The following is a 22,283-nucleotide window of genomic DNA, read 5'->3' on the forward strand; positions in this document are numbered from 1 at the left end:
GAACGGGAATAGATTAACCAAGCAAATGTTAAATAACAGCTATTACCCATTTGATTGGAGGAATATAAGTGAATTGGAAAACATTTATTTCAGGTGTTGCAGCAGGATTTGCAGCAGGTTATGTCGTTAAAGAATTAACAAATCAAAGCAATATTACTTCTCCTGAAAAGATTTTGTCCACTATTAAAAGTACACTTGGACAAGGCGGAGAGACCATCAGAGGCTCATGGATTATGATGAAGCCTGAAAAGTATACAAAAAATGAATTGGATTATGATGTATACAAAGGTGGGCTTACAAAGCAAGAAGGCCTTGAATCTACGCAGTATGAATTTATAGCGGATGCAACAACAGGAACAATCATCGATTTTTACGAACAAGTACATTAATTAAAAATGGTAGAAGGAGGAAAATCACTTTTCCCCCTTCTATTTTTTTATTTCATTAGGCGTTTCAATAAGATAGTAGTAATTTTGAAGGAGAATTATATGTTTTCCCTATTTTATGCGCGAAATCAGGAATTATTGAGCGATTTCCCTTTTTTAAGAGCGAAAACAGTGATTATTGAGCGATTTCCCCTTTTTATGAGCGAAAGCAAGGTTTATTGAGCGATTTCCCCTATTTTATGCGCGAAAGCAGAATTTATCGAGCGAATTTCCCCTCTTATGAGCGAAAAAGATATTGATTGAGCGGGAATTTTAGATATTGGATGCCTCATAACCGCAGCATACCACCACATTAAACTAATAGCCCGTAAAAAAAAGCGCCGATAAGTCACCAACAAGTGACCTACCGGACAGCCTTTATTCTGGTCGATTTCGCTCAACTTTTTCGATTATTCCTTTTCCGTCTGCATCCCATTTGATGGCACGGTAAGCATAATCATGATAAAAAGTGAACCATGCTTTATTTTCAATTCCTTGTTTAATCCATTTCTCTTTTGCATGTATGGAATCCATCGGGTAATCATCATAAGCCAGCACCCATAGAGGATTCTGATGGGCATGCGTTGGCATAAGGTCTCCCATATGAATTAATTGTTGATTATTGTCCTCGAGCACGATAATGCTGTGACCGTCACTGTGGCCGCCTGTATGAATCATCCTCAGTCCTTCAGTGATTAATACTTCACCTTCAAATGTTTCGACCTGTGTAACAATTGGCTTCCAATTTTCTTCCCAGTAGGTATTACGGGAACGAATATTGGGATTCTGAAGTTCTTCCCATTCAATTTTCGAGGTATAAATCGTTGCCTCAGGAAATAGGCTGATCAATTCGCCTTCCTGATAACCAGTCAGCCCACAGGCATGATCAAAATGCATATGAGTCATCAGAATTGCATCGATATCCGAATAGGTCATTCCGAGCCTGCTCAAGGATTCCTCGAGCTTGGACTCTTCACTGACACCATAATTTCTAATTTGTTTTTCCGACAGCTTCCCTTTGCCGAGGCCAGCTTCGATTAAATAATTTTTATGATCTGTCTGTACTAAGATGGGGTCCGACCTTAACTCTATTTGGTTCAATTCATTAACAGGATAACGTTTTGACCATAATGGTTTCGGAACCACTCCAAACATGGCTCCACCATCCATATGAGTATCTCCGCCATTCAACCAGGTTAATGTAAACTTACCAAATTGCAAAGTTTCCATAATCTATAAGCCCCTTTTTATAAGTGTGTTGACAGATCAAAAAACCATAGGATTAAAAGGAGACTTCACAACGATAAATTGGATTGCCCTTTGCTGAAAATTTTTGTTCATATTCAGTCATAATATTGCCTTCCATATCACTGTTGTGTAAATCCAAGCTCACTTCATTTAATGTCATCCCATAATGCGAGAAGCTTACAAGTGAGTATTCAAATAATCCTCTGTTATCTGTCTTAAAATGAATTTCGCCATGCTCCGGCAAAATTCCTTTATATAGATCAAGGAATGTCTTATACGTCAATCTTCTCTTTTCATGACGTTTCTTAGGCCATGGATCAGAGAAATTCAGATAAACACGGGAAACTTCTCCCTCTGCAAAAATATTTGGAAGCTCTTCGGCATTCACATTCAGCAACTTCACATTTGGAAGATTAGAATCCAGCAATCGATCTAGTGCTGTAACAATCACACGCTCTGCCAATTCAATACCGATATAATTAATATCCGGATTTTGTGCAGCCATACCATTAATAAATTGTCCTTTACCAGTACCTACTTCTATATGAATCGGATTATTATTCCCAAACACTTCATTCCATGAACCCTTTTTAGTAGTCGGCTCCTGAATGCAATAATAAGGATTGGCCATTAGCTTATCCTTAGCCCATGGTTTATAACGTTGTCTCAAATTTGTGCACCTCCGCTAAAATACGTAAAAAAAGAGTAGCATAACATTTCATAAAATACCATGCTTATTAGTTAAAACATAATAAAAACCGGCATATGCCGGTTAAATATGAATAAATTTGGCTAAACTTTCACAACCTAAAATTGAATATGAAGAGAAGGGTTGTGGATAATTTGCCATTATCACAAAATCATCATTGGATGTTAGTAAAAGATATTTTAAATAATCATCAAGAAGATTGCTGCGGTTCACAATCAGAAGTTGAACAGCTTGAGAGAACTGTTAAATCCCTGATGGTTCAACCCGGTCTTGATGTAAATACAAAAGCTGTACTTGATGAGATTTACCAATACAGCCAAAGCGGTATACATGCCGCCAACCTAGAAAGTCATATAGAAGCACACCAGCAGCAACTCTCTGGCTGGGTTCGAGACATTGATCAATATTCCTGAGCAAATTTTAAATATTCGATATACCGGTTCATTTCATGCAACCGGTTTTTTCGTTTGTGCAAGACTATATTTTGTATAACCTGTGCAAGCACATGCCATTTCATCCTTAACTTAAGGTCTTCAGTGAGCTCTAATCCGTATTTGGATAGCCATTCCTTCCAATGCTCTTGTTTAACATAGGAATATAATAGCATACCGATATCCATAGCCGGATCTGCGATAATTGCACCGTCCCAATCAATCAAATATAGATCACCATTGTCAGAAATAAGGAGATTATTATGATTAATATCACCATGGCATACAACTTGCTGGTCACTGTTGACATCCTGTATATGTCTTTCCATAAATTCAATCGTATTTTGAATACTTGGATGATTTTCTAATTCCTTATCAAGGGAATTTTTTACGGACATTAGGATTTGTGTAGGTGTTTGGGCTGTCTTACCTAGGCGTCGAAGCATGTTTAATAAAGGTTTAGAAAGATGGATTTTCTGAAGCAATTCAGCAACCGCTTCTTCACTCATCTCAGTAGGATGTAATTCTCTACCATTCATCCATTCCTGAGCAGTAATCACGTCTCCATTTTCAAGCCTCTTGGTCCAGATCAGTTTTGGCACTATTCCTTCAGCGGAAAGCACAGCTAAAAAAGGAGACGAATTCCTTTTTAAAAATAGTCTTTGCTCATCATGCCTGGCAATAAACGCTTCACCTGTTGCTCCTCCGGCAGGGGTTATCTCCCACTCTTGCCCTAAATAATCCATGGTATTCACCTTCAATAATCTAATCTATTCTGGCATGGTTGTATGTAAAAATAAAAAAGACAGCCATTGACTGCTTTTTTCCAATAGCCATCTTATTAAATTTTAGTAGGTTAGGGACACATTCGTCAAGTGTTCCTGACTATTATTCCTGAACAAACACATATGTTCGCAAAGGTTCAAGGGTATAATCTCTTATGCTTTTCCTGATTATACGGTCTCCTTGTCCATCAGCACAACTATCACAAAGAATATCCCATTCAGTATCATTTGGCAGAGTGATTGCTGTTTCCTTTTCAGCATGGTGGAAGATTACTAAAATATTTTTCCAGCTTCCATATTCACCGACATTTTCATACATCAGGGCATGACAATTAACATGAATATCGACAATTTTCATATGTCTTTCTATTTCTTCACGTGTTCGAAAACGGAATGCACCATGGCTTTTTCGAATTTGTATCAAGCATTTTAAATAAGATATTGTTTCATCATGTTGCTCTCTTAGATCCCAATTAAGTTCATTTATCCAATCCGGTGAACAATAACTATTTTCGATTCCTTGTTTTGTTCTAAAAAATTCCTGTCCACTATGCAAAAATGGAATACCTTGTGAAAGCAAGACAATACTTGTAGCAAAAAGATGACGGCGCTGCCTTAATTCATTTGACTCCAACCCATTAGCCACCTGAAGGCGATCCCATAATGTGTGATTATCATGACATTCCACAAAATTGACTGATTGTACCGATGTCAATGGATATTCGGTACCTGTATTGGTCACAAGCTCAAAGAAATCATGCGGCTCTACTCTTTTACCGGAAATATAGCCGATATCTTTTAAATCAAAATTACTTCCTTTAATCGTATCTCTAAAGCGATCATTAAAGAATCCAATACCCGTTAATTTATGAGCATTTGCAATCGTTGATTTTTGCTCAGCAGGGAGTGCTGTGTGTAAATCCCAGCCTTCTCCGATGAGAATGGCATCCGGTCTTATTTCTCTTACCACACGTTCTATTTCCTTCATCGTATCCAAGTCTAGTAAGCCCATTAAATCAAATCTAAATCCATCAACCTGAAAATACTCCAACCAATATTTAATGGAGGCTATAATGAATTTTCGGACCATAAATCGTTCTGATGCTACATCATTTCCACAGCCGCTGCCATTTGAAGGCATTCCGTTTGAATCATAGCGGAAATAATAGCCAGGTACGATTTTCTCAAAGTTAGACAATTCCTTTTGAAATACATGATTATAAACAACATCCAAAATAACGCCAAGTCCATTTTTATGAAGACTCTTAATCAATTCCTTTAATTCTTCTATTCGATTGAACGGCAGATGCGGATTTGTGCTGTAGACTCCTACTGGAGAATTAAAATGACGCGGATTATAACCCCAATTATACTCCTTACCAATGACTGTTTCATCAACCCCTGAGAAATCATTAACCGGCAAGAGTTCAATATGAGTAACTCCAAGTTCCTTTAAATAACTGATCCCGGTTGAATATCCTTTGTTTGTTTTCGTATTTTCTTCTGTAAACGCCAAGTATTTCCCCTTGGCATCCATGCCGCTGTTGTTATGATGAGAAAAGTCGCGTACATGTGTTTCATAGATAATTGCATCGACATGGCTGTCTAACGTAGGAATTTTATAGGAATGTCTTTCGATTTTTTCGGGATCTATAATAGCGCTGTATTGGCCATTTACAGAAACAGCCTTCGAATATGGGTCGGTTGCTTCTCTCCAAATATAATTGACACGAACCAAATAAGAATAAAAATAACCCTTTAAATCATTATGAATCGTTAATGACCATACTCCTCTTTCCCCCCGCTGCATCGCCACAGTTCCTTTTTCGGCCCCAAAATCATTGATTAGCTTAACCTTTACACTGGTAGCAGTTGGTGCCCATAGCTTAAACACTGTCTTTTCTTTTGTATAGACAGCGCCTAAATCATTTCCATCATAATGATAATGTTCATCAAATTCAGGAGTCCGGATTACTGCACCTGTCCGAAGTCCAAAGGCTATTCCTTTATCATCCTCTATTTGATACTCTTCACCGAGCGGTATTTCAAATGGAGCCGTACATATATATTTAATGTAATGCTCTATTCGAACGACCTCTTCAACCTTTAATACGCCAATTTTTTGACCTTCGAAATAAATCGTAAAGGTCGGGGTTTCGTTATCACGATAATTAAGTGGAATTAAGATGGTAATTTTGTTTAATGCGTCCAAAAAAGCTGAAAACCTATCTGAATACACAATACTCACTCTCCTAAAGCTGCAATATTTACTTTATGATGATGCATATTAACGACTACCTTATCATTGCCAATATAATCGCCATCTGCATGAATAAATGCTGGTTGCTCAGAAGAAAGTTTTATATTCTTCCCTTGTAATTCCTGTACTCCCCTTATTTTGAGATGGCCGCCCCAAACTACTGTGACGAACATAAGTATCAGTTTCCATTTGGAAATATTATGTACGATTATGATATGAAAAAGCCCGTCATCTGGTTTCGAGTTTGGTGAAATCTTTATTCCTCCACCAAAATAGGGCTGATTGGATGTCGTAACAAGCCAAACATTTTTATAGTTGAGGTCCCGGCCATCTATCGAAAGAGAAACATCAATTGGTCTATATGTTAACCATTTAATAAAAAAGAAATATAAATAAACAAGCTTTCCAGCGCCTATTTTATTAAAGTAATATTTTGATTTCGACTCATTTACAGCTTTTGTAACTGCTGCATCCAATCCCATACCCAAACTGTTCATAAAATACCCTTGTTTGTCAGTTTTATAGGATCCTAGATCGATTGGTGTCATTTTTTCACTATTTAGACACAATTTTTTAAATGCTTTAGTCGGATTTTTATCAATCTGGTATCCTCTTGAAAAATCATTTCCGGATCCTGCAGGAATATAAGATATCCTGGCTTCTTTATATCCGACAGCACCATTAATGACTTCATGAATCGTCCCGTCTCCACCTACAGCAATAATTAACGAATCACTCTCCTTTTCCAAAATTTCTCTAGTGATTTTACAGGCATGTCCTTCATATTCTGTATACCTATATTGGTAATGGATATTTTCACGTTCTAGGTATTTTTTTACCTTTTTCCAAATTTTTAAGCTTCCCCTATTCTTCGCGGCAGGATTTATAATGAAATTGAACTTCTCCTTGCTCATTAAAGCTTCCCTATAAACCGCTCTCTCTATCAAGCTCCTCCAACTCCTCTTCCAAATCCATTCTAATAGTGTAGGCTGTACTGCAGTAGTCCAATAGAGCCTGACCTGACTTAAGCTGTTGGTTTTTTATAGGAGACTGATTATTACGTATGCCCTCAAACCATCTTGCATAAGAACGCTTGTAGATGATTATCTCTGTATGGTTGGCATTTACATCATCGATATATCCATTACGACAAATGATTCCTTTCCTGATTGGCATATCAATCTCCTTGCTTTCTAAGATCCTCTTAATGATTCTTTCCATACGATTTATGGATATATACGGGTTTAACACTTTTTTGTCTGCCCGATTATGATGTTTTCTTGTCCAAAATCTTCCCCTGTCCGCCAAAAATACGGCATCCTCTTCTGCTTCAAGAAAAGTTAAGCACCATATTTCCGTAGGCGTCATAAGCAGAATATCCAATTCGACCGGTGCATTTTTAAACTGAAAGACAGGCTTGTAAAGAATTAAGCAGTTATCAGGAAAGCATTGCAAAAAATAACGCAGTTTCTGGTCATATACATAATTGGCATTTACTTACAGATTTTTCTCTTAAGGTTGAACTCGCCCATTTAAGCTGAAAATTAAAAATCCGATCTAAAAATTGCCGTTTTAAATCGCTCTCTATTCGTGGGGGGAATTTCAAAAACCGTCCCAATTCCTGTTCTCTGTTTGAAACAGTTTGCCCTTCATGAACGTGAAAAGGTTCGCTTTGTTCTCTTTTAGTAAATATCTTCTTAAACGTCTCCGAGAGAGTTCTCTTTTTAATGGGATCATCCTGATTTTGATATATCTCATTGTTTTCTCCGCCAATCAGCCAGTCATTGATATCTCCTTCTTCATAAGCCTGCTTTAGTTTAGTCCACTGCTGTTTTTTTAAGCGGACAAACTGAGAGGAATAATGATAAATATCCTGTTCATAACGGGATACATAATCCTGCAGTTTAATTAATTGTCCCATCCCGTTTCCCCTGCCCTTTTCTAGTCTCTTTAAAATCTATATGGTCATTTTAGATGTGCATAATCATGACCAATAAAGCCTTCATGTTTTAATCAATTCAACCTACCATTACGTTTATGAATATCTTACACCAATGGAAATTTAATGATCGGTTCATATTTAGGAATAGATTGGCTATTGGTTTGATATAGAACGAGATGCTGTACCTGAAATTCTGGTATAGATGGGAGAGAGTCTTCTAGTTGTCTTAGACTGTCTTTTTCCATTGCCTCCATACATCTTCTTGCTATCGTAGCATGCGGTGTAAACGGCTTTGTATCCAACTTAAAGCCGATACTTGTACAAGCATTCCATACGTTCTTCTGCACTTCATATAAGATCGGCTGTTTCCTCACATCTGCCCATAGAATTCTTGGCTGATTCACCATACCAAATGTACCCAATCCTTTAATCGTTAATGGAAATGAAACAAGTTGCTCTGCTCTTGACTTCAATAAATTCACAGCACCATCCAACATACTATGAGAGGCACTGCCAAGGAATGCTAAAGTAATATGATAATCGCTTGGATGAACCCAGCTTTTAAATGCATACATACGTTCTAATTCAGCAGCCCATTGGTGCAATGATTCTTTAATCTCCTTAGGTAATTCAATTGCAAAAAAATAATGATTCTGTCTATTCATCGGCCTATCTCCTTCATATTTTAACATAATGTCCATCCTTCTATTTTAACTATTTAGACGATTTTGAATAAAAATGTTTATTCAAAAAAGAGTTCAGGGTTAGTATTCCCTGAACTCTTTTCCATTTACTTTAATCTTCCGCATTCATTTTCAATTTTAGCAAGGAAGGCTTTCTGAAGCTTTCTTGTTGTAGTATATGGGGCTTTTCCAACCGCTTGTCCGTTGGTTTTTACAACGGGTATAATTTCTAATGTGGTACCAGACAGAAATACCTCATCAGCCGACATTAATTCCCCAGGTGTAAATGGTCTTTCTTCGTAAGGAATTGAAAGCTCCTCACAAAGCATTAAAACCAACTGCCTGGTAATCCCATTTAAAATTAGATTGTTTGCAGGATGAGTAATCAGAATACCATCCTTTATAATCGATACATTCGTATGACTGCCTTCTGTTATCATGCCATCTCTGTTTAAAATCGCTTCCTTACATCCCTGTTTAACCGCCTCTTCAAAGGCTAGGATATTACCGAGAAGGTTCAAGCTTTTAATATCGCAATTAAGCCACCGTTTATCTTCAATAATACAGACTTCAGCACCTGACTCCATCAGTACAACAGGACGTTCAGATTCTCTTGTATAAGCGATAAAGGTCGGTACCACCTCTTTACCTGGAAAAGCATGATTCCGCGGTGAAACCCCCCGTGTAAATTGCAGATAAACAGTACCGGTAGTCAGCTCATTTTTAAGAACCAATTCCTCAATAATCTCCTTAAGGCGTTTCGGACTGTAGGGTATCTCTATGCCGATCTTTTGTGCGCTTGCAAACAGACGCCTGCTATGCCCTTCCCACGCAAATAGCTTTCCATTATAAATCCGTATAACCTCGTAGATACCATCCCCAAATTGATACCCACGATCTTCTATATCGATGGCAATTGTTTCTCTTTTCGAAAGGACGCCATTGTGAACAATATAATCCATTTCCCCCAACTCCCCTTGTGATAGATTATCTTGTTAATTCATAGATAGCTTGTGCATACATAGCTGTTGCTTTTAATAAATCGTCAATCATGATGTATTCGTCTTTTTGATGAGCTACATCTTCCCTCCCCGGAAATAAAGGGCCAAAGGCAACCGCATTTTTCAGCGCACGCGCATACGTCCCGCCGCCAATTGCCAATAGCTCAGGTTCTTCCCCTGTGTGCTCGTGATAAATTTTTTGCAAAGTTTTAACCAATTGGCTATTTGCATCCACATGGTGAGGTCCCAAATGGGTTTTTATAGTCGCAGTAAATTGATGCTTATCAGCGATTTGCTCAATCGTTTTCCATCCATTCTCAAAATCATATGTCACAGGATAACGCATATTGAAGGCAATCTTACCTAATTCGCCATTTCTATATGTAATAATTCCATAATTAATGGTTAAATCACCGGTAATATCATCCGAATAAGCTACACCAAGTTTTCTTCCTCTGGATTCACTGCTCAAATACTGATGGATGAATTCAAAAAATGCACGGTCATCCCCACGTAAAGGCATGGTGAATAGAAAATCCGCCAGCTTAAGACCTGCATTAAGTCCAAGATCAGGCTCCATACCATGGACAGATATCCCTTCCATCGTTAAGATGACCTCATTATCTAACATGGAATATGTACCTTTTAAATTATGATCTTTCAAGTACATTGCAAATTTTTCTTTCCACTCTTTCGCCTCATCGAAATTAAGAGAAATAGTTGCTTTAGCTGCCTCTGGTACCATATTAAAACGCTGGCCCGCTTCAAAGCTTTTCACAACAAAGGATTCAGCCGGTATACTTTTTGATTTCATATCCATTGTGAAATCTGCTATCCCCTTTTCTGCATAGATAATTGGAAAATCAGCATCCGGCACGAACCCTACCGTTGGCATTTCTTCTTTTTCAAAATAATAATCCATACAGCGCCAGTCACTTTCTTCATCCGTACCCAAAATCAATCGAACTCTTTTATTTAAATCGATGCCCATTTCTTTAATGATCTTCATCGCATAATAGGCAGCCATCGTTGGTCCTTTATCGTCGATCGCGCCACGTGCAAATATTTTTCCATCCCGAATATCTGCTGAATAAGGGTCGCTGGTCCAGCCCTCTCCCTCAGGCACTACATCCAAATGTCCAAGTATACCGAGGAGCTCATCTCCGTTTCCCATTTCCAAATGAGCTCCATAGTTATCAACATTTTTAGTGGTAAAACCGTCTTTTTCTCCAAGCTGAAGCATAAAATCAAGCGCTTCCTTTATTCCAGGACCAAAAGGAATATCAGTAGTTGATGCAGATTCATCCAGTGTACTTTTAATTCGAAGTAATTTCTGGGTGTCGGCAATCAAATCATTTTTTCTCATTTCCACTTCTTTTTGCCAATTAAGATCCATAAAAGTGACCCTCATTTCTTTGTCATATCATTTATCGTTATTATATCGAATTTCAGCATGATTAGCATTTTTTGTTGAACCACATGACTGTGCCGTTCATATTTTATAGTGTAATAAATAAAATATATCGTATTGTTGTCATAGTGCCTGTATCGCAAAAATAGATATAGTTAAGTGAATTTTCATTTTATTTTATTGGAAAATATGGATTTAAAATTTAGAGAGGGGTATTATAGTACTAGAAGGACTTGTATTTTGAAGTCCTAAAAAAGGAGTGCTGTATAGGTGATAACTTAGTTAAGTGGGATGGTTAACAGCCTTTATACCTTGCAGGTTGGAATGTTGCCATTGGAAACTATCCATAAGGAGTGGTTTTTTGAAACCTTCAACAAACCGTATGCTTACCAGAATTAAGTCCATTTATATGTTCATCGTCCGCAACGGCACGGTAACAACCCAAGAATTAGTGGATGAATTTGGAATTACTCCACGCACCATTCAGAGGGACTTAAATGTGTTGGCTTATAACGAACTTGTTGTCAGCCCCAGTCGTGGAAAGTGGACCACCACTCAAAAGAAAGTTAAATTAACCTCGTAATGATTTAAACAGTTTTTCCTACAAAAAGAAGACCGCTTTTTAACGGTCTTCTTTTTCCGGAGTACGTGTATTCAATAGGTTGATCTCTTCTTCAGTCATTTCTCTGTACTCTCCTGTTTTCAAGCTCTCATCCAACTCAAGCTCGCCCATCTTAATTCTTTTCAAATACACTACTTTTTTTCCTACAGCTTCAAACATCCGTTTAACCTGATGATATTTTCCTTCTGTTATGATGACTTCTATTTCAGATCTTGGACCACTTGTAAGAATCCTTAATTTTCCCGGTTTCGTTACATATCCATCATCCAATGTAACTCCCTTAGCAAACTGTTCAATATCTTCCTCGGTTACAATCCCCTGAATAACTGCGTAATAGGTTTTAGGAACATGTTTTTTGGGAGCAAGCACCTCATGAGCAAGCTGCCCATCATTTGTAAGAACCAACAGCCCTTCAGTATCCCGATCCAGCCTTCCAACAGGGAATGGTTTTTTACTTGCATCTTCAGGTTCCAATAAATCAAGCACCGTTTTCAGCCTGTCATCTTCTGTGGCAGATATGTATCCGGCCGGTTTATTCATTAACAAATAAATGTATTCCTTATAGTTGACTTGCTCTCCATAAACGGTAATTACATCCTCATCCGGATTGACATGCTTTTTAGCATCGCTTATTTTTACATCATTACAAAGAACTGCCCCTGATTTAAGTAATTGTTTAACCTCTTTCCGGCTTCCATAACCGGAGTTAGCCAATAATTTATCAATTCTCATCCTAAAATCACCCATTTTCCTTTTTTGAATAGACTAATGCTGAATATAAATTGAAGGAGTGTTCTAAATTTATGGATTATCAACAACAACCCTCTAACGAACAAGATGATAGACAATTGCCACAGCCAGCCGGTTTTCCTGGACCAGGAGGCCTATTTCCTGGCTTAGGTGGAGTTAATGCCCGTATAGATCGGCTTGAAAACCGCTTTGAACGTCTGGAGCGCCAATTTGAACGCCTTGATCGACGTGTATCCCGGATTGAACGAGCACTTGGAATGCGATACTAATTATGAGAATGGCCTGCTTTAAATAATAAGCAGGCCTTAAAGTTAAACTTTCACATTTTAATTTGATTAATTCCCTCTCGTGAAACGGCTCAATTTTAGCTTGCGCAATAGTCCATCCGTTCGCTCTCCAAAAATGACATGTAATAGACCACTTTTAATGGATAAGAAAAAGTAGATTAGGACCCCGACTGGAACAGTAATCGCCACCCTGAAAACCGCATCCATCTGACCTTTTGAACCTATCCAGGAAGACAGGACCTGATCCAGACTCCATACAACCAAGGCCATAACCCCAGCAAATATGAGTGATAATAATCCCCTTCTCAGCACAGATTTTATTCGATAACCAGTAAAGTAATAAATTACATATAAATTAATAAGTGTACTGACCGTATATCCAATTGCAGTCGCATAAACTGCCCCATTCGTTTCAAACATTTTTATAAACGGAATATTAAGGCTCAGTTTTATTAATATCCCAGTCAATAAACTAAGGACTGTAAAACGCTGCTGGCTTATTCCCTGCATGATTGCAGCTGTAACAGAAAATAAAGCAAATAGAATAGCAACCGGTGCATAAACTTTCAATACTTCTGACCCTAAATCAAGAAATCCATAAAACGATCCATATACGCTCTCAGATAAAACACTGATTCCTACAACTGCCGGTATCAAAATAAACAGCAAAGTTTGGAACGTTTCTGTTAATTGTTGTTTGTATAGCTTCCAATTCTTTTCAACAAACGATTTCGTTACACTAGGAACAATGGACAACGAAAAGGCTGTAGCAAGTGTCATTGGAATAAGGACAAGCTTTTGAGTCGATACATTTAAAACACCAAAAGCCACATCTGTTGTTGCCTTTTCTCCAATTGATACCATCGCTCTGTTAAAAGTAACCGTATCAACTAACTGGAATAGAGGCATAGCCAAACCAACAAAAATAAATGGTATTGAGGAAACAATGATTTCTTTATAGATCTCTTTAAGAGATATATCTATTTCATTTTTACTTTCGCTCAAAAGTTTATCGAGATGACGTTTCCGCTTTTTCCAATACCATAAGAGAACAAGAAATCCGAAAACCGCTCCAATAAAGGCTGAAAATGTTGCCACACTCATAGCCTGTACGACATCTCCGCCCATTAAATTCAGGACAATATATGCACCGCCCAGCAGGAATATAATTCGTGCTATCTGCTCGATAACCTGGGAAACAGCTGTCGGCCCCATTGACTCATTTCCTTGAAAGAACCCACGCAATATACTTTGCGAAGGTACAAGGATCAGAGCAAAGCTAACAGCCCGTATAACCGATGTAACATCCTCAACGGAAAATTTTTGCGTATCCATCATGGCAGCCAATCCAGGGGCGCTAACATACATAATGAGAAAAGCCGAAATCCCCGTTAACATCATTATTTTTCGGCTTGATTCAAATAGCTTACGCCCAACTGCATATTCACCCATTGCATTATATTTGGCCACAAATTTGGCCACCGCGAGGGGAATCCCTCCCGTTGATATACTGATGAAAATCGTATAGGGGATATACGCAAAGCCGTATAACGCCATTCCTTCTTTGCCGACAATTTGATTAAAAGGAATAACATAAAACAATCCGAGTATTTTCGATAAAACCATACCAACTGTTAGAATAAAAGTGCCTCTAATAAGTTTCGATGACATGTAACAATCCCTTTCACTCTTTCCCTTAACCTGTAAGAAATATATTTTCATGAGTCTTTTTGTTTATTTGTTCACTATTCTGTAGTTTACTCTTTTCTATCCTTTTTGACAATTGAACTTCAATTTGTTTACGACTTTTGCCTTATTCATAAAATCACTTATAATAGAACATATTAGCATGTTTTAGAAAAGAGATGGAATAATGAAATACGATGTAATAATTATAGGCGGAGGCCCCTCCGGTTTAATGGCTGCCATAGCAGCTGCAGAAAACGGCGCTTCCACCTTATTAATAGATAAAGGATCCAAGCTTGGCCGAAAGCTGGCCATTTCAGGCGGAGGCCGATGCAATGTCACAAACCGTCTGCCGATTGATGAGATTATCAAGCATATTCCCGGTAATGGCAAGTTCCTGTACGGTGCATTCTCTGAATTTGATAATGAGGGAATTATTTCTTTCTTTAAGAAACTGGGAGTTGAATTAAAAGAGGAAGATCACGGAAGAATGTTTCCAGTTAATGACAAAGCTCAATCCGTTGTGGATGCAATGATGAATCGTTTGAAGCAATTGGGTACCGATATACGCACAAACTCACCTATAGCTGATGTTTTGTATGATTCAGGGAAAGTAATTGGCGTTCGGACACAAACAGGCGAAACGATCGAAGCTGACTCCGTTGTCATTGCTGTTGGCGGTAAATCCGTTCCTCACACCGGGTCAACCGGTGATGGCTATGCTTGGGCGGAAAAAGCTGGACATACTGTTACAGAGCTATTCCCAACTGAGGTTCCGCTCACGTCAGCTGAAAATTTTATCAAACAGAAAACATTACAGGGTCTTTCACTTCGCGATGTCGCAATCAGCGTAATGAATCCTAAAGGAAAACCATTAATTACCCATCGTATGGATATGATTTTCACACATTTTGGTCTATCAGGTCCAGGTGTCCTGCGATGCAGCCAATTTGTTGTAAAGGCCCTCAAAAAATGGAATCTTAAAGAGGTCGTTGTCCAAATTGACGCGCTCCCTGATTTAAATGAAGAACAGGTATTCCAACAGATTATTAAAATTATTAAATCGGATGACAAAAAAGCTGTCAAAAACAGCTTAAAAGGTTTAGTGCCTGAAAGATATTTATTATTTTTACTGGAGCGTAACCAGATTGACCCTTCTTCCCAGGGGGCAGTCATCGCCCATGAGAAATGGCGTTCTTTAAGCAAAGATATTAAAAAATTCCCTGTCCGTGTTAATGGAACACTTTCTTTAGAGAAAGCATTTGTGACTGGCGGAGGAGTATCGGTTAAAGAAGTTGAACCAAAAACAATGGCCAGTAAATTCATGAATGGCTTATATTTCTGCGGAGAAATTTTGGACATTCACGGATATACGGGCGGCTATAATATCACTTCAGCTTTGGTAACCGGCCGTTTAGCAGGATTAAATGCTGCAGCAAAGAATAATTTCCTGGCATAAGAAAGGATGGTATAAGTGCAGGATATAGCCCAAACGATAAAAAACAATAAGCTGTTTTCGCCGCTTATTTACATGTTGTTTTTCATCTATTTAGCCATCCTTTCCTATCTTTTGTTTTTTGGATACTACAGACAAGAAGACAGGATAGAATCTTATAATCTTGTTCCCTTTAAAACAATCAATATGTATATTACGTTTGCTGATTACTTCAAATTTAAAATATGGTTTTCGAATCTATTCGGTAATATTATCGCTTTTATGCCATTTGGATTTTTTCTGCCAATCGCCTTTAAAAAGCTGAGAAATTTACTGATTATCACATTTCTGTCCTTCTTGTTTTCTTTATTTGTGGAGACGATGCAGCTTACCTTCCATGTCGGTGGATTTGATGTAGATGATATTCTATTAAATACAATCGGAGGTTTCTTTGGCTACATGGTTTTCAAGCTCATGTATAAGCTTTTCAAAAAACCCGTAACCTAATAAGTTCAAACCTAAAAATAAGTGGAGAAACAAGTTTGTTTTCTCCACTTATTTTTACTATATTCAATTGTAATTTTAGCTGTAACGATTGAGTTAGCAAAAATTAAATTCATCAACCTATGGATTATTTCTTAGATGTTCCGCTTCATCTGGGAATAGACTTGTTCCTACGGGTAAATATGAACCAAGAATTAATTTTACCAAAAATGATAACTACTCATTTTTTATAGATAACCATTGCGCTAAAACAATAGATTTGGTCTTCCTCATCCTCTTCACCGAAAGCTGCTATATTATATTTTATATCTACAATGCTGTCCTCATCTATTTTTCCGAGAAAATGATTCATCCCTTTTTCCAGGTCTTTTTCATGTTCATAATCAAACATTTTTACTTGGATCACGGCAAAGACTCCTCCTGTTTTTATATATCTTTGCCAGACTTTTATATTTTTATACTATTCAGAATACCATTTCCCCTTGCCAATGCATCATACCGCCCTCCATTGAGGCTGTCTTATATCCCTTCTCCTGCAGAAAATAAGCCACATTTTCACTTCTTACTCCTGCATGACAGATTAGAATATACTCCTTTTCTTTATCAAGCTCATCAAGCCGATCGGGTATTTCTCCCATTCTCATATGAATAGCACCTGGTACCATGCCATTTATAACTTCATAATCCTCCCGTACATCAATGATGGATAATTCCTCTCCATTTTCAATTCTGATCTGCAGCTCTTCGGGTTGGATAATTTTTATTTCTTCCATCTCCATTTTCCCCCTTTATAAAAAAGCCGTCTTACGTTTTATTAAACGTAAGACGGCCACACTTGTTAGTTTGCAACGATATTTACTAATTTTCCTGGAACAGCAATAACCTTACGGATTGTTTTACCGTCAATTTGCTCTTGGACCTTTCCGTTCTCCATTACGATTTTTTCCATTTCTTCTTTCGTAATGCCGGCCGGTACCTGAAGTTTTGCTCTCATTTTACCGTTTATTTGAATAACAATTTCAATTTCATCATCAACCAATTTGGACTCATCATATGCAGGCCATGAAGTATAGGCAAGTGTTTCATTGTTGCCCAGTCTGCTCCAAAGTTCTTCACTGATATGAGGGCAAATAGGTGACAAGAGCTTCACGAATCCTTCCATATATTGAATTGGAAGGATTTCCGCTTTATACGCTTCATTAATAAACACCATCATTTGAGAAATAGCTGTATTAAAGTGAAGTGCTTCCAAATCTTCTGTTACCTTTTTAACCGTTTGATGATAGATTTTCTCAAGGTGAGTATCATTGGATTCAGTGATCTTATCATTTACTGTACCGTCATCGGTAATAAACAATCTCCAAACACGGTCAAGGAAACGTCTGGAACCATCAAGTCCGTTTGCAGACCAAGCAATGGATGCATCAAGCGGTCCCATGAACATTTCATAGAGACGAAGTGTATCCGCACCATGGCTTTCTACGATATCATCCGGATTTACTACATTTCCTTTGGATTTACTCATTTTTTCGTTATTTTCTCCAAGTATCATTCCTTGGTTAAATAGCTTTTGGAAAGGTTCCTTTGTAGGAACAACACCAATATCATACAAGAATTTGTACCAGAATCTTGCATAAAGCAAGTGAAGTACAGCATGTTCTGCTCCGCCAATATACGTATCTACTGGCATCCAATGCTTAAGCTTTTCAGGATCAGCAATCGCGTTTGGATTTTTCGGATCGATATAGCGCAGGAAGTACCAGCAGCTGCCCGCCCATTGAGGCATTGTGTTTGTCTCGCGTCTTCCTTTACGGCCGTTCTCATCTACTACATTTACCCACTCTTCAATGTTGGCAAGAGGAGATTCACCTGTACCTGATGGTTTAATTTCGGTTGTTTTCGGAAGCATAAGCGGGAGCTCAGATTCAGGTACAGCTGACATAGTACCATCTTCCCAATGAATAATTGGGATAGGCTCTCCCCAGTAACGCTGACGAGAGAAGTTCCAGTCACGCAAGCGATAGGTTACTTTCTTCTCACCAATTCCTTGTTCTTCAAGCCATTCGATCATTTTGCCAATTGCTTCTTCTTTATTCAAGCCATTCAAGAATTCAGAGTTTACATGTTCTCCTTCTCCTGCATAAGCTTCTTTTTCAATATTTCCGCCCGCTACAACCTCACGGATTGGCAAATCAAATTTCTTAGCGAATTCATAGTCACGTTCATCATGAGCCGGAACTGCCATAATTGCACCTGTACCATAGCTCATCAATACATAATCAGCAATCCAGATCGGAATCTCTTCCCCATTTGCCGGGTTGATTGCATATGCTCCTGTGAATACACCTGTTTTCTCTTTAGAAAGCTCTGTTCTCTCAAGATCGCTCTTAGATTGAATTTCCTTTTTATACGCTTCAACTGCTTCTTTTTGCTCTGCTGTTGTAATTTTATCCACAAGCGGATGCTCTGGTGACAGGACAGAATATGTTGCCCCGAACAAGGTGTCAGGACGTGTCGTGAATACCGTGTAGGATTCGTTCGTACCTTTAATCTTAAAAGTTACAGATGCTCCCTCAGAGCGTCCGATCCAGTTACGCTGCATATCCTTAATGCTTTCAGGCCAATCCAATTCATCCAAATCCTCAATCAAACGATCTGCATAAGCCGTAATTTTCAAAATCCATTGGCGCATAGGCTTACGGATAACCGGATGTCCGCCCCGCTCACTTTTCCCATCAATAACTTCTTCGTTAGCCAAAACTGTTCCGAGTGCCGGACACCAGTTAACCGGTATTTCAGCCATATAGGCAAGTCCTTTTTCATATAGCTTTAAGAAAATCCACTGCGTCCATTTATAGTACTCTGGGTCGGTTGTATTGATTTCCCTGTCCCAGTCATAGGAGAACCCAAGTGATTTAATCTGACGTGTGAATGTACCGATATTTTTAGCTGTAAACTCTTCCGGATCATTTCCTGTATCAAGAGCATATTGCTCGGCAGGCAATCCAAATGCATCCCAGCCAATTGGATGAAGGACATTATATCCCTGCATACGTTTCATGCGAGATAGAATATCTGTTGCTGTATATCCTTCAGGATGCCCTACATGAAGGCCGGCTCCTGATGGATAAGGAAACATATCCAAAGCGTAAAATTTACGCTTCCCTACATGATCAGTCGTTTTGAATGTTTTGTGTTCTTCCCAATAAGATTGCCATTTCTTTTCAATCTCTACATGATTGAAACTCATCCTAATTCCTCCTACATGGTTCAAAATTGCTGTGCTTAAAAGCTTAAAACAATAAAAAAAGCCACTCATCCCTAATAAGTAGGGACGAGAGGCTTGTTATTAACTTCCCGCGGTACCACCCTGATTGATGCAGTAAATATGCATCCGGCTCGACTCTTTAACGCAGATGTACGGCAAACCTTACTCTTAGTTCAGGCTTGCAACTCCAGGGTGAGTTCATAATGTGTCCTGTTGACTTGCAGCGACCGTCAACTCTCTAAAAAGAACAACAATTACTACTAATCCCTCTCAAAGTTATTCATATGATTCAAAAAATATATACATTCATTGTATGTAAATCCGCTAAAAAGTTCAAGTCAATTTAGACTGTTTTTTCAATCATTGACAAATATAGCATCGATTATACAGGTTTGATAAAAATTTATGTGTGATTGGCGAGGGAAACTGGGGGCTGGATTAATCTCAATTTTGGCCGGATTAATCCTTTATTTGGCTGGATTATGGGCATATCCGGCTCTATTCCTTTGTCGATGGCTGGATTCCTCTCATTTTGCTGATCTACTCACTCATCTGGCTGAATTAGTCTTTCATCCGGCTGGATTCTCCGCTGCATTCATTATCCCCATAACTCACTTGTATACAAATAAACCAACAAGCACAGCCATATAGACTGTGCCTGCTGGTTTATTTGTATTGCTTTGGATGAACTGTTGCTTTAGTTTGTTGGCCTCCAGATGCTTCGTTCATCTTTTTAGCCTTCTTTATAATATCTTGATCTTCACCAGCCTCGATATCTTGATTATTAATGCCATTACGAGTCTTTTGTTCCGGATTATTATGTTTAGAACGTTTCCGCATAGTGAATACCCCCTTAGCGCCTGCGTACAACCATTGCATGCTGAATATCCTGAACCTGTATTTTCATACGGTTCAACATATCACGCTGTTGATCATTTGCACTGTGATCCATTGCTTCTAACTCATTAAATGAGTTTTCCAATCTGACCAATGCCTCGGTATATCCTGCTTCATTGTAGTGCTCCTGTTTTGCAGACTCCTTATATTGCTCTTCTGCGAATTCAATTGCATTAGTACATCGTTCCATACACTCACCCATGGATTTTCGTGTAGCCAAAGATACCCTCTCCTTTTTTCATTGGATTGGTTTACAAAAGCTCATCCATTATCCATTATGCCCCTTTGAAATTAAAAAGATTAGTGATTTTTAAAGCTGCTAATAATAGTCAATTGGAAAGTATACATCAGCGTGGTAAAATGGAGTTTATGTTCTTGAAATCTAAACAGGGGGTTTTTGTAATGAAACAGGTTAACCCTTTTCAATATGCAAGTGACGACAAACGTTATCATACATGGAATTATCATCTACGCAATCAATTTGGTCACAAAGTATTTAAAGTAGCTCTTGATGGTGGATTTGATTGTCCGAATCGTGATGGCACGGTAGCTTTTGGTGGTTGTACATTTTGCAGTGCCGCTGGATCCGGCGATTTTGCCGGCAATCGTGCTGAAGATTTGCAAAAACAATTTGCCGATATAAAAGCAAAAATGCATCAAAAATGGAAGGACGGCAAGTATATGGCCTATTTCCAGGCTTATACAAATACCCATGCACCAGTCGAGGTGTTACGGGAAAAATTTGAAACTGTCATGAACGAGGAAGGTGTAGTCGGATTATCCATTGCCACTCGTCCAGACTGTCTGCCTGATGATGTTGTAGAATATTTAGCTGAATTAAATGAACGTACTTACCTGTGGGTTGAGCTTGGTCTGCAAACTGTTCACGAGAAAACAGCTAATATCATAAACCGTGCACATGATTATCCAACCTATGTAGAGGGCGTAAACAAACTTCGGAAACACGGTATACGCATTTGCAGCCATATTATTAATGGACTGCCGCTTGAAACTCCAGAAATGATGATGGAGACAGCTAAAGAAGTTGCTAAACTGGATGTACAGGGAATTAAAATTCACCTATTGCATCTCTTAAAGGGCACTCCAATGGTAAAACAATACGAAAAAGGAATGCTGGAATTCCTTTCGTTAGATGAATATGTCAATCTTGTCTGTGATCAGTTGGAGATCCTTCCGCCTGAAATGATTGTCCATCGTATTACCGGTGACGGTCCGATTGATTTGATGGTTGGACCAATGTGGAGCGTTAATAAATGGGAAGTATTAAATGCTATCGATGCTGAATTAAAGCGTCGCAATAGTTATCAAGGTAAATTTTATGTGCCAAGTAAGGATGCTGTCATAAATGAAGCTTGATCGTATCCTTCCCTTCGCAAGACTATTGCTTGAAAAAGCAGTTAAACCTGGTGATATAGCCATTGATTGTACGATGGGCAATGGGCATGACACCGTATTTTTAGCAAATTTAACTGGTCCGGATGGACATGTATACAGCTTCGACATTCAGGAATCTGCCTTGCAAAAAACGGAAGAGAGACTGATGACAAATGAGCTTCAGGAGCGGGTAACACTAATTCACGCAGGTCATGAGCGTTTACAGGAATTTATCCCAACTGGCAAATCTGTTACAGGCGCAATCTTTAATTTAGGCTATTTGCCTGGCGGCGATAAAGAAATTATTACAACCGCTCCTACTACGATTCAGGCTGTAACGTCATTACTCAAAATTATGGAGCCTGAAGGCATCATAGTTCTTGTCATCTATCACGGTCATCCCGGCGGAGACATTGAACGTGACGAATTAATCAAATTCGTTACAGAGCTTCCACAGGATACGGCCCATGTGCTGGAATACCGATTTATGAATCAAAAAAACAATCCGCCATTTATTATCGCTATCGAAAAACGTTAAAAAAGT

At 38.5% G+C, this 22,283-nt stretch carries 26 protein-coding genes and 1 other annotated feature; of the genes, 9 read left to right on the top strand and 17 right to left on the bottom strand.

All coding sequences use genetic code 11. The annotated features are described in order from the left end of the window. Positions 1 to 68: 68 nt before the first annotated feature. Positions 69 to 389, top strand: a complete 321-nt coding sequence (locus tag AC4BHA_RS09080; RefSeq protein ID WP_139892783.1) for a hypothetical protein — start codon at positions 69 to 71, stop codon at positions 387 to 389. A 414-nt stretch (positions 390 to 803) separates the two neighbouring features. On the opposite strand, the gene AC4BHA_RS09085 is transcribed toward AC4BHA_RS09080, so the two are convergent. Both AC4BHA_RS09085 and trmB read right to left on the bottom strand, forming a co-directional pair. Further along, positions 804 to 1,655: a YtnP family quorum-quenching lactonase gene (locus AC4BHA_RS09085; protein ID WP_066109096.1), complete on the bottom strand. Its 852-nt coding sequence runs from the start codon at positions 1,653 to 1,655 to the stop codon at positions 804 to 806. 52 nt (positions 1,656 to 1,707) lie between these two features. After that, complete coding sequence (trmB, locus tag AC4BHA_RS09090; protein WP_490558462.1) at positions 1,708 to 2,343, bottom strand: tRNA (guanosine(46)-N7)-methyltransferase TrmB; 636 nt, start codon at positions 2,341 to 2,343, stop codon at positions 1,708 to 1,710. 149 nt (positions 2,344 to 2,492) lie between these two features. Here trmB and AC4BHA_RS09095 point away from each other — a divergent pair, with 149 nt between their 5' ends. Next, positions 2,493 to 2,795: a YtzH-like family protein gene (locus AC4BHA_RS09095; protein ID WP_077248185.1), complete on the top strand. Its 303-nt coding sequence runs from the start codon at positions 2,493 to 2,495 to the stop codon at positions 2,793 to 2,795. Here the strand turns inward: AC4BHA_RS09095 and AC4BHA_RS09100 are convergent. The 8 genes from AC4BHA_RS09100 to pepV all read right to left on the bottom strand — a co-directional run bounded on the left by AC4BHA_RS09100 (position 2,783) and on the right by pepV (position 10,880). Further along, positions 2,783 to 3,559 (bottom strand): phosphotransferase family protein, encoded by a 777-nt coding sequence (locus AC4BHA_RS09100; protein ID WP_066109102.1) that lies wholly within the window; start codon positions 3,557 to 3,559, stop codon positions 2,783 to 2,785. The genes AC4BHA_RS09095 and AC4BHA_RS09100 overlap by 13 nt on opposite strands. 142 nt (positions 3,560 to 3,701) lie before the next feature. After that, on the bottom strand, positions 3,702 to 5,837 hold the full coding sequence (pulA, locus tag AC4BHA_RS09105) for a type I pullulanase (RefSeq protein WP_490558463.1): 2,136 nt from the start codon (positions 5,835 to 5,837) through the stop codon (positions 3,702 to 3,704). 5 nt (positions 5,838 to 5,842) lie between these two features. Beyond that, positions 5,843 to 6,772 (bottom strand): diacylglycerol/lipid kinase family protein, encoded by a 930-nt coding sequence (locus AC4BHA_RS09110; protein WP_148631032.1) that lies wholly within the window; start codon positions 6,770 to 6,772, stop codon positions 5,843 to 5,845. Between the two features lie 10 nt (positions 6,773 to 6,782). Then, on the bottom strand, positions 6,783 to 7,226 hold the full coding sequence (locus tag AC4BHA_RS09115) for a hypothetical protein (protein ID WP_490558464.1): 444 nt from the start codon (positions 7,224 to 7,226) through the stop codon (positions 6,783 to 6,785). Positions 7,227 to 7,332: 106 nt separating this feature from the next. Next, on the bottom strand, positions 7,333 to 7,779 hold the full coding sequence (locus tag AC4BHA_RS09120; RefSeq protein ID WP_490558465.1) for a hypothetical protein: 447 nt from the start codon (positions 7,777 to 7,779) through the stop codon (positions 7,333 to 7,335). 125 nt (positions 7,780 to 7,904) lie between these two features. Further along, positions 7,905 to 8,465 carry an RNA 2',3'-cyclic phosphodiesterase gene (gene thpR / locus AC4BHA_RS09125; protein WP_066109270.1) on the bottom strand — a complete coding sequence of 187 codons (561 nt, stop codon included), beginning with the start codon at positions 8,463 to 8,465 and terminating at the stop codon, positions 7,905 to 7,907. 125 nt (positions 8,466 to 8,590) lie between these two features. Continuing rightward, on the bottom strand, positions 8,591 to 9,445 hold the full coding sequence (dat, locus tag AC4BHA_RS09130) for a D-amino-acid transaminase (RefSeq protein ID WP_066109109.1): 855 nt from the start codon (positions 9,443 to 9,445) through the stop codon (positions 8,591 to 8,593). Positions 9,446 to 9,470: 25 nt separating this feature from the next. Next, the gene (gene pepV / locus AC4BHA_RS09135) at positions 9,471 to 10,880 is read right to left on the bottom strand and encodes a dipeptidase PepV (RefSeq protein ID WP_066109114.1); all 1,410 of its coding nucleotides are present in this window, start codon (positions 10,878 to 10,880) and stop codon (positions 9,471 to 9,473) included. A 376-nt stretch (positions 10,881 to 11,256) separates the two neighbouring features. Here pepV and AC4BHA_RS09140 point away from each other — a divergent pair, with 376 nt between their 5' ends. Then, positions 11,257 to 11,478: a DeoR family transcriptional regulator gene (locus AC4BHA_RS09140; protein WP_049669825.1), complete on the top strand. Its 222-nt coding sequence runs from the start codon at positions 11,257 to 11,259 to the stop codon at positions 11,476 to 11,478. A gap of 39 nt (positions 11,479 to 11,517) precedes the next feature. On the opposite strand, the gene AC4BHA_RS09145 is transcribed toward AC4BHA_RS09140, so the two are convergent. Continuing rightward, positions 11,518 to 12,249, bottom strand: coding sequence for a pseudouridine synthase (locus tag AC4BHA_RS09145; RefSeq protein WP_066109117.1), 732 nt, complete (start codon positions 12,247 to 12,249; stop codon positions 11,518 to 11,520). Positions 12,250 to 12,320: 71 nt separating this feature from the next. Here AC4BHA_RS09145 and AC4BHA_RS09150 point away from each other — a divergent pair, with 71 nt between their 5' ends. Then, on the top strand, positions 12,321 to 12,536 hold the full coding sequence (locus AC4BHA_RS09150) for a hypothetical protein (protein ID WP_066109121.1): 216 nt from the start codon (positions 12,321 to 12,323) through the stop codon (positions 12,534 to 12,536). A 66-nt stretch (positions 12,537 to 12,602) separates the two neighbouring features. On the opposite strand, the gene AC4BHA_RS09155 is transcribed toward AC4BHA_RS09150, so the two are convergent. Further along, positions 12,603 to 14,225 carry a putative polysaccharide biosynthesis protein gene (locus AC4BHA_RS09155; RefSeq protein WP_066109124.1) on the bottom strand — a complete coding sequence of 541 codons (1,623 nt, stop codon included), beginning with the start codon at positions 14,223 to 14,225 and terminating at the stop codon, positions 12,603 to 12,605. A 202-nt stretch (positions 14,226 to 14,427) separates the two neighbouring features. Between AC4BHA_RS09155 and AC4BHA_RS09160 the strand changes: the two genes are divergently transcribed. Together AC4BHA_RS09160 and AC4BHA_RS09165 are read left to right on the top strand one after the other, a co-directional pair. Next, a complete protein-coding gene (locus AC4BHA_RS09160) occupies positions 14,428 to 15,699 on the top strand; it encodes a BaiN/RdsA family NAD(P)/FAD-dependent oxidoreductase (protein WP_139892780.1) in 1,272 nt (423 codons plus the stop codon). Positions 15,700 to 15,714: 15 nt separating this feature from the next. After that, the gene (locus AC4BHA_RS09165) at positions 15,715 to 16,182 is read left to right on the top strand and encodes a VanZ family protein (protein WP_225983619.1); all 468 of its coding nucleotides are present in this window, start codon (positions 15,715 to 15,717) and stop codon (positions 16,180 to 16,182) included. A 217-nt stretch (positions 16,183 to 16,399) separates the two neighbouring features. Here AC4BHA_RS09165 and AC4BHA_RS09170 read toward each other — a convergent pair whose 3' ends face one another. The 3 genes from AC4BHA_RS09170 to leuS form a co-directional block, all read right to left on the bottom strand. Next, positions 16,400 to 16,585 (bottom strand): sporulation protein Cse60, encoded by a 186-nt coding sequence (locus AC4BHA_RS09170; RefSeq protein ID WP_066109131.1) that lies wholly within the window; start codon positions 16,583 to 16,585, stop codon positions 16,400 to 16,402. 58 nt (positions 16,586 to 16,643) lie between these two features. Continuing rightward, positions 16,644 to 16,952 (bottom strand): rhodanese-like domain-containing protein, encoded by a 309-nt coding sequence (locus tag AC4BHA_RS09175; protein WP_066109134.1) that lies wholly within the window; start codon positions 16,950 to 16,952, stop codon positions 16,644 to 16,646. A 65-nt stretch (positions 16,953 to 17,017) separates the two neighbouring features. Further along, positions 17,018 to 19,429, bottom strand: coding sequence for a leucine--tRNA ligase (leuS, locus tag AC4BHA_RS09180; protein WP_066109137.1), 2,412 nt, complete (start codon positions 19,427 to 19,429; stop codon positions 17,018 to 17,020). 77 nt (positions 19,430 to 19,506) lie between these two features. After that, positions 19,507 to 19,730, bottom strand: a binding site (T-box leader). Between the two features lie 122 nt (positions 19,731 to 19,852). Between leuS and AC4BHA_RS09185 the strand changes: the two genes are divergently transcribed. After that, positions 19,853 to 20,098, top strand: a complete 246-nt coding sequence (locus tag AC4BHA_RS09185) for a hypothetical protein (protein WP_490558466.1) — start codon at positions 19,853 to 19,855, stop codon at positions 20,096 to 20,098. Positions 20,099 to 20,113: 15 nt separating this feature from the next. On the opposite strand, the gene AC4BHA_RS09190 is transcribed toward AC4BHA_RS09185, so the two are convergent. Both AC4BHA_RS09190 and AC4BHA_RS09195 read right to left on the bottom strand, forming a co-directional pair. Then, on the bottom strand, positions 20,114 to 20,287 hold the full coding sequence (locus AC4BHA_RS09190; RefSeq protein ID WP_066109140.1) for a glycogen biosynthesis protein GlgD: 174 nt from the start codon (positions 20,285 to 20,287) through the stop codon (positions 20,114 to 20,116). A gap of 13 nt (positions 20,288 to 20,300) precedes the next feature. Beyond that, positions 20,301 to 20,564, bottom strand: coding sequence for a YtzC family protein (locus tag AC4BHA_RS09195; RefSeq protein ID WP_066109143.1), 264 nt, complete (start codon positions 20,562 to 20,564; stop codon positions 20,301 to 20,303). Positions 20,565 to 20,746: 182 nt separating this feature from the next. On the opposite strand from AC4BHA_RS09195, the gene mnmL reads away from it, so the two are divergent. After that, the gene (mnmL, locus tag AC4BHA_RS09200; protein WP_066109146.1) at positions 20,747 to 21,721 is read left to right on the top strand and encodes a tRNA modification radical SAM protein MnmL/YtqA; all 975 of its coding nucleotides are present in this window, start codon (positions 20,747 to 20,749) and stop codon (positions 21,719 to 21,721) included. Further along, a complete protein-coding gene (mnmM, locus tag AC4BHA_RS09205; protein ID WP_066109149.1) occupies positions 21,711 to 22,277 on the top strand; it encodes a tRNA 5-(aminomethyl)-2-thiouridylate-methyltransferase MnmM in 567 nt (188 codons plus the stop codon). Before mnmL ends, mnmM begins: the two co-directional genes overlap by 11 nt. The last annotated feature ends 6 nt before the right edge of the window (positions 22,278 to 22,283 follow it).

It is taken from the genome of Pradoshia sp. Z3_51, from assembly GCF_058215915.1.